Origin of the sequence: Mesorhizobium sp. M7A.F.Ca.MR.176.00.0.0, from assembly GCF_004023165.1 — a bacterium.
In the GTDB taxonomy this organism is placed as follows: domain Bacteria; phylum Pseudomonadota; class Alphaproteobacteria; order Rhizobiales; family Rhizobiaceae; genus Mesorhizobium.
Genome location: NZ_RZTC01000107.1, coordinates 16651 through 21866, shown reverse-complemented (window position 1 = coordinate 21866; position 5216 = coordinate 16651). Strand labels below are relative to the sequence as shown.

Sequence of the window (5216 nt, the reverse complement as noted above, 5' to 3'; positions counted from 1 at the left end):
ACCTTCGTCATCCACGGGCGGAGCAGGAGCGTAGCTCCGTCGCGGAGACCCGAGGATCCATGCCGCGACCTTGACCATAGAGTGCAGCGGAGCAGAATTCTGCACCGTGGCGCGCACTCGGAAGTCGCGGCATGGATCCTCGGGTCTGCGCCGCGTCGCTACGCTCCTTGCTCCGCCCGTGGATGACGAAGTGATGGTGTTTCCGATGCAGACATACGCCGCCGAGCGCTTCATGCAGTCCAGGGATCAAAAAGTTCAATTCCAAAACCTTCGAAATCCTTCGTATTGCGTGTTGCCAAGGTAAGCTCCTGCGCAATCGCCGTGGCTGCGATCAGGCCGTCCATCGACGACAGGCCGCGACCGCTGCGTTTTGCAAGGCCCATCAAGTCGCCCCAGGCCAAGGCAACCGGTTCGTCCACCGGAAGAACCCTCTGCTCGAAGCGCTGCGGCAGGTCCCGAGCAAGCCACTCGGCCAGGGCCTCACGTTTCCGACCCTCATCCATGAGGGCGACTCCGCGCCGGATCTCGGCGATCGACACGACGCTGATGAAGGAGCGGTCCTCATCAAGCCGATCCAGCCAGTTCAGAACGCGTGCGTCCGGCGCCGGTCGTGTCACTTCAGACAGGACATTCGTATCGAGCAGAAGCCTCACAGCGGCAGATCACGCGGTTCGTCGCGCTGACGCTCAAGGTTGATATCGGCGCCGCGCAGCGGCGACTCCAGCAGGAACTCCGCAAGCGTACCCTTGCGCGCGGTCTTGCGCTGCCATTCCTCGGCCGAGACGACAACCACGCTTGGTTTGCCGTTTCTGGTGATCGTCTGCGGCGAAGACTGCGCGCGCTCGATAACCTCCGAGAGCCGGGCTTTTGCCCCGGCGACCGTCCAATTGGTATTCTCTTTGGGCGCAGACAGCATTGCGACCTCCATGACCAGTCTGACTATCTTGACTATATGGGAGTGGTGATGCGGCGGCAACAGGGGAAGGGAGGGCTTTCAGAGCTCGGGTCCCTTGGCGATTTTTGGTCTGGAGCCGGTCACGCTGGCGAGGGCAAGCTCGGCCAAGGCTTGGCCGAGCTGCTTCTGGACGAGAGGCTATTCGGCTGACCCTATTCCGGAGACGACCCCGCAATGCTCTGGTCATAGTCGACCAGCGATCCGGTCATGACGCCGGACTGCGGGCTGACCATGTAGCTGATCAGCCGCGCCAACTGGTCCGGCTTCACCAATTGCCCCATCGGCTGTGCGGCTTCGGCCTTTGCCAGCCAGTCGTCCGGCGCATCGTGCCATTTCTTCTGCACGATGTCCTCGCCCTCCGTGTCCATCCAGCCCGGCAGCACCGCATTGCAGCGGATGCGGTTGTGACGATAGGCGTTGGCGACGTTCTTGGTCAGCGTCATCAGCGCGCCCTTGCTGGTCGAATAGGGCGTCAGGAACGACTGGCCGGTATGCGCCGACATCGACAGCACGTTGACGATCGAGCCTGGTGCCTTCTTTTCCAGGAGATGCGCCACCACGCCTTGCATCAGGAAAAACGGGCCGCGCACATTGGTGTCGAAGATGGTGTCGAAAAGCTCCTCGGAGGTTTCGACCAGCGAACCGCGCGCCGATGTCGCGGCGGCGTTGACCAGGGCGTTGATGGTGCCGAAATGCGAGATCGCGGTGGCGACCGCCCGCTTGCAGTCGGCCACTTTAGAGACGTCGGCGCTGATGAAGATCGCGTCGACGCCGGCTCTCCTGAAATGGGCGACGGCCTTGTCGCCCTTCTCCTGCGAACGGCCGATGAGCGCCAGTGCCCGGCAACCTTCCTCGGCCAGAGCTTCGGCGACGGCAAAGCCGATCCCCTGGGCGCCACCTGTGACGATGGCGCGCGTCTTCGAATTGCGATCGGCGGATGTGCTCATCGCTCGGCTCCCTGTACCCTAGTTTCCGGTTCTTACTTGTCGAGACGGACGGTCTTGCCGGTCGTTGCTGATTTCAGCGCCGCGTCGGCCAGCTTCAGCGCCACCAGCCCATCCGCACCGCTCGGCGACGCTTTCTTGCCCGAGGTCGCGGCCGTGATGAACGCGGCGATCTCAATGGCGTAGGCGTCGAGATAGCGGGTCATGAAGAAGTCGTGCAGCGGCGGGCGGGTATAGCCCTTCTCGTTGGCCAGTTCGATCGACACCGGGCGCTGGTTCTCGGCGGCGACCATGCCTTTCGAGCCATGCACCTCGATGCGCTGGTCGTAGCCATAGGTGGCGCGGCGCGAGTTGGAGATGACCGCCTGCTTGCCGGAAGCGGTTTCCAGGATGACGCTGACGCTATCGAAATCGCCGGCAGCACCGATCTTCTTGTCGACCAGCACCGAGGCATGGGCGCTGACCGCCACGACCTCTTCGCCGAGCAGGAAGCGCGCCATGTCGAAATCATGGATGGTCATGTCGCGAAAAATGCCGCCCGAACGCTTGATGTAGTCGATCGGTGGCGCGCCGGGATCGCGCGAGGTGATGGTGACCATCTCGACGGTGCCGATGGCGCCGTCGTCAATCGCCTTGCGTACGGCGGCGAAATGCGGATCGAAGCGGCGGTTGAAGCCGACCATCAGCGTCGCCTTGGTCTTCTCGACCACGGCCAGGCACTTCTCGACGCGCTTGACGTTGAGGTCGATCGGCTTCTCGCAGAAGATCGCCTTGCCGGCCTTGGCGAAGCGCTCGATCAGATCGGCATGGGTGTCGGTCGGCGTGCAGATGACGACGGCGTCGATATCACCGGCTTTCTCGATATCCTCGATGCTGCGCACCTCGGCGCCATAGGCGCTCGCCAGCTCTTTGGCGGCCTTCTCGAACGCATCGGCAACGGCAACCAGTTTGGCCTGCGGGTTGGAGCCGACGGCGCGGGCGTGGACCTTGCCGATGCGGCCGGCACCGAGGAGAGCGAAGCGAACGGTCATGGGTATTTCCTCTAGGGGATGGGTTTGAGAGAGTTGTGTCCGCACCTTCCCTGAGGAAGGGGGCAAGATTACTTCACGCACGCATACCTTAAAACAGGGTGATCATCCTGTTTTAGGCCGCGAGTTCCGCCTCTCCGGTCTTGGCGCCGGTGATGTAGGAGACGATGTCGTTTCCGTCGGTGTTCTCCTTGCGCAGATTGGCGACGATGCGGCCGCGCCGGAACACGACGATACGGTCGCAGAGATCGAACACCTGGCGCATATTGTGGCTGATCAGGATCAGCGGCTCGCCATTGTCCTTGAGCGTACGGACGATGTTTTCGACCTGCGCGGTCTCCTGCACGCCAAGGGCAGCCGTTGGCTCGTCCATGATGATCAGCTTGGAGGCGAAAGTCGCCGTCCGGGCGATCGCCACGCACTGACGCTGGCCGCCCGACATGTGGCGGATGGTGTTGGACAGATTGGGGATCTTCACCGCCGTGCGGACGAGCGCCGCCTCGGTCGCCTTGCGCATGTATTTGCGGTCCAGGATCGAGAACGGGCCGAGGTTGAACAACACCTTCTCGCGGCCGAGGAACAGGTTCGAAGGCACGTCGAGATCGTCGGCCAGCGCCAGGTTCTGGAACACGGTCTCGATGCCCGCCGTGCGGGCTTCGATCGGCCCGGCAAAATTCACCTCCTTGCCGTCGAACCAGATCTGGCCGCTGGTGCGTTGCTCGACGCCGGTGATCTGGCGCACGAAGGTCGATTTGCCGGCGCCGTTGTCGCCCATGATGGCGACATGCTCGCCCTTGCGCAGTTCGAAATTCGCGCCTTCCAGCGCGTGCACGCCGCCATAGCGCTTGGTCAGGTTTTCAGTCTTCAGGACGATGTCTGACATGGTCATGCCCTCATTGCCCGCAGGCGTTGGCGCCACTGGTCGAGAACCACCGCACCGACGATGATCACGCCCTTGACCATCTCCTGGTAGTAGGCGTCGAGGCGCAGGAAGGTGAAGCCGGAGATGATGACGCCGAAGATCAGCGAGCCGATCACCGTGCCGATGATCGAGCCGCGGCCGCCCGACAGGGAGACGCCGCCGATGACCGCCATGGCGATGGCGTCGAGCTCGTACATCACGCCCATGCCGGACTGCGCGGTCAGGTTCTTGGAGCTCAGCACCACGGCGGCGAGCGCGGCGAGAATGCCGGCGATGACGTAGACCAGGATCTTGTGGTTGGCGATCTTGATGCCGGACATGCGCGCGGCGTCCTCGTTGGAGCCGATCGCGTAACAGTGCTTGCCGTACCTGGTGTAGGTCATGATCAGCTGGAACAGGATGGCCAGCGACAGGAAGATGACGACGGGCATCAGGCCTTTGCCGATGCCGGCGAAACTCTCGGTGGGAAACGAGATCGGCTGGCCCTTGGACCACCATTTGGCGATGCCGCGCGCGGTCACCATCATGCCGAGCGTGGCGATGAACGGCGGAATGCGCGTGTAGGCGATCAGCGCGCCATTGACCAGGCCGGCGAACAGGCCGCAGGCGATCGCCACCAGCAGCGGCACGATGACAGGCAGGTCGGTCCAGCCTTGCGCCAGGAACATCGCCTTGGGATTGGGGTTGCCGTTGACCGTCGCCACCTGGGCGAAGCTCATGGCGATCATGGCGGTCGCGCCGACGATCGAGCCCGAGGACAGGTCGATGCCGCCGGTGATGATCACTTGCGTCACACCGATGGCGATGATGCCGACGATCGACACCTGCAGGATGATGATCTGCAGGCGCGCTTCGTTGAAGATGCCGCCGACGTCGCTGCGTGTGTTGAACAGGAAGCTGTCGCCGAGAAAAATGCGGCCGATCAGTTCGAAGATGACGACGAGAATGACCAGTGCCAGGAAAACATTGAACTCGGCCGGCCATGTGCGCTTCTTCGCATCAAAACCGACGCCGCCGACGCCATGAGATGTCTGTGCCACGTATTCTGTCCTCCATCAGCCGCGGTCGCCCTCGCGCCTGCGGCGCTGAGGGAGAGAGGGGAGCGGCGCTGTCTTGGTCGAGAGCGCCGCTCCGTATCGAACCGTTGGCGGCTCAGTTCTTCTTCAGGAACTTGTCGATGTTGGCTGGCGTCACCAGCTGGAAGGGCACGTAGACCTTGTGCTCGACCTTTTCGCCCTTGGAGAGCTTGAGCGCCGCATCGAGAGCGCCGGCGCCCTGGCCGGCGGCGTCCTGGAACACGGTTACGTCGAGGTCGCCCGCCTGCATGGCCGCCAGCGCGTCCTGGGTGGCATCGGCGCCATCCAGGC

General features: G+C 63.2%; 6 protein-coding genes and 1 pseudogene. All 7 read right to left on the bottom strand.

Annotated elements, in window-relative coordinates:
* Positions 1–230: 230 nt before the first annotated feature.
* Positions 231–653 (bottom strand): type II toxin-antitoxin system VapC family toxin, encoded by a 423-nt coding sequence (locus tag EOB59_RS27395; protein WP_127808288.1) that lies wholly within the window; start codon positions 651–653, stop codon positions 231–233.
* On the bottom strand, positions 650–916 hold the full coding sequence (locus tag EOB59_RS27390) for a type II toxin-antitoxin system Phd/YefM family antitoxin (protein ID WP_127808287.1): 267 nt from the start codon (positions 914–916) through the stop codon (positions 650–652). Before EOB59_RS27390 ends, EOB59_RS27395 begins: the two co-directional genes overlap by 4 nt.
* A gap of 191 nt (positions 917–1107) precedes the next feature.
* Positions 1108–1902, bottom strand: a complete 795-nt coding sequence (locus EOB59_RS27385) for an SDR family oxidoreductase (protein ID WP_127382806.1) — start codon at positions 1900–1902, stop codon at positions 1108–1110.
* A 32-nt stretch (positions 1903–1934) separates the two neighbouring features.
* Positions 1935–2930 carry an inositol 2-dehydrogenase gene (gene iolG, locus EOB59_RS27380; RefSeq protein WP_027039991.1) on the bottom strand — a complete coding sequence of 332 codons (996 nt, stop codon included), beginning with the start codon at positions 2928–2930 and terminating at the stop codon, positions 1935–1937.
* Positions 2931–3042: 112 nt separating this feature from the next.
* A complete protein-coding gene (locus EOB59_RS27375; protein WP_023810655.1) occupies positions 3043–3810 on the bottom strand; it encodes an ATP-binding cassette domain-containing protein in 768 nt (255 codons plus the stop codon).
* Positions 3811–3812: 2 nt separating this feature from the next.
* Positions 3813–4889 carry an ABC transporter permease gene (locus EOB59_RS27370; protein WP_127808286.1) on the bottom strand — a complete coding sequence of 359 codons (1077 nt, stop codon included), beginning with the start codon at positions 4887–4889 and terminating at the stop codon, positions 3813–3815.
* 112 nt (positions 4890–5001) lie between these two features.
* Positions 5002–5216, bottom strand: a pseudogene (locus EOB59_RS36755) (rhizopine-binding protein); the annotation flags it as partial.

What these genes read in the sequence shown, in the direction of transcription:
- iolG (WP_027039991.1), bottom strand. Translation starts at nt 2,930, where the DNA reads ATGACCGTTCGCTTCGCTCTCCTCGGTGCCGGCCGCATCGGCAAGGTC.
- EOB59_RS27390 (WP_127808287.1), bottom strand. Translation starts at nt 916, where the DNA reads ATGCTGTCTGCGCCCAAAGAGAATACCAATTGGACGGTCGCCGGGGCA.
- EOB59_RS27385 (WP_127382806.1), bottom strand. Translation starts at nt 1,902, where the DNA reads ATGAGCACATCCGCCGATCGCAATTCGAAGACGCGCGCCATCGTCACA.
- EOB59_RS27375 (WP_023810655.1), bottom strand. Translation starts at nt 3,810, where the DNA reads ATGTCAGACATCGTCCTGAAGACTGAAAACCTGACCAAGCGCTATGGC.